This is a genomic window from Candidatus Symbiopectobacterium sp. NZEC135, assembly GCF_025962695.1.
Window position 1 is genome coordinate 1 of the sequence record NZ_JAGFPF010001161.1, and the last position, 680, is coordinate 680.

Annotated in this window: 1 protein-coding gene; it reads right to left on the bottom strand. The window is 41.2% G+C overall.

Translation table 11 applies throughout. The features are described from left to right. Positions 1-92 (bottom strand): LysR family transcriptional regulator (locus J5224_RS33075; protein ID WP_264629137.1); only part of this gene is annotated, 92 nt, incomplete at its 3' end. Between the last annotated feature and the right edge of the window lie 588 nt (positions 93-680).

Here is a 680-nt window from a genome sequence, read left to right on the forward strand (position 1 = left end):
TTTGAGGGGACACGCTGCAACAGTTCGGCGGCGCGAGCCACTGAGCCCGTTTCCGCCACCAGGCAGAACATCCGAAGCTGCGTCAGGTCCATACACCCACCTTTCATTTTGTGAGACTAACTTTGATGAACTTATTCATTTTAAGTGATTAACTCAGTCTAACGATTACGACCTGACTTGGCAACGTCCTTGTTACATCTGACAGAAAATCAGTGCTGAGGCGCAAGCCGTTCAGCACGATGCTAAAGCGTGATAAACCTATTTCAAGTCTGTTACAAAACCGCAATATTGCACCTGCTTCATGAAGGAAATGCCTGATCTTTTGCCATGTTATCGCAAGGTTATGGGTAACATTTTCCTCACTAAAGGGAGTGATACCGGATATTCACTGTGACTTTGTATAATTATTAGTTTGCTATATATAAAAATAAATTAATATTTCCTGGCTAAAACCCGAGAAATATCTACTGTTATTATGCCCGGAGCAGGGCGAATAAATACACGGTGTAAAAAGGCGCTGATGGCCAATGGTTTTTCATGTTCAAAAATAAAAAAACCAAATGAAAGCGGAATTTATTACGAAAAAAATCAGTTCGTGCTAACAATTGACTATATCTATTGTTGCCGATGTTTTTATCGTGTTTAATGCTCGGCCGGGGTAAAGGTGAGTCGTTTATTGC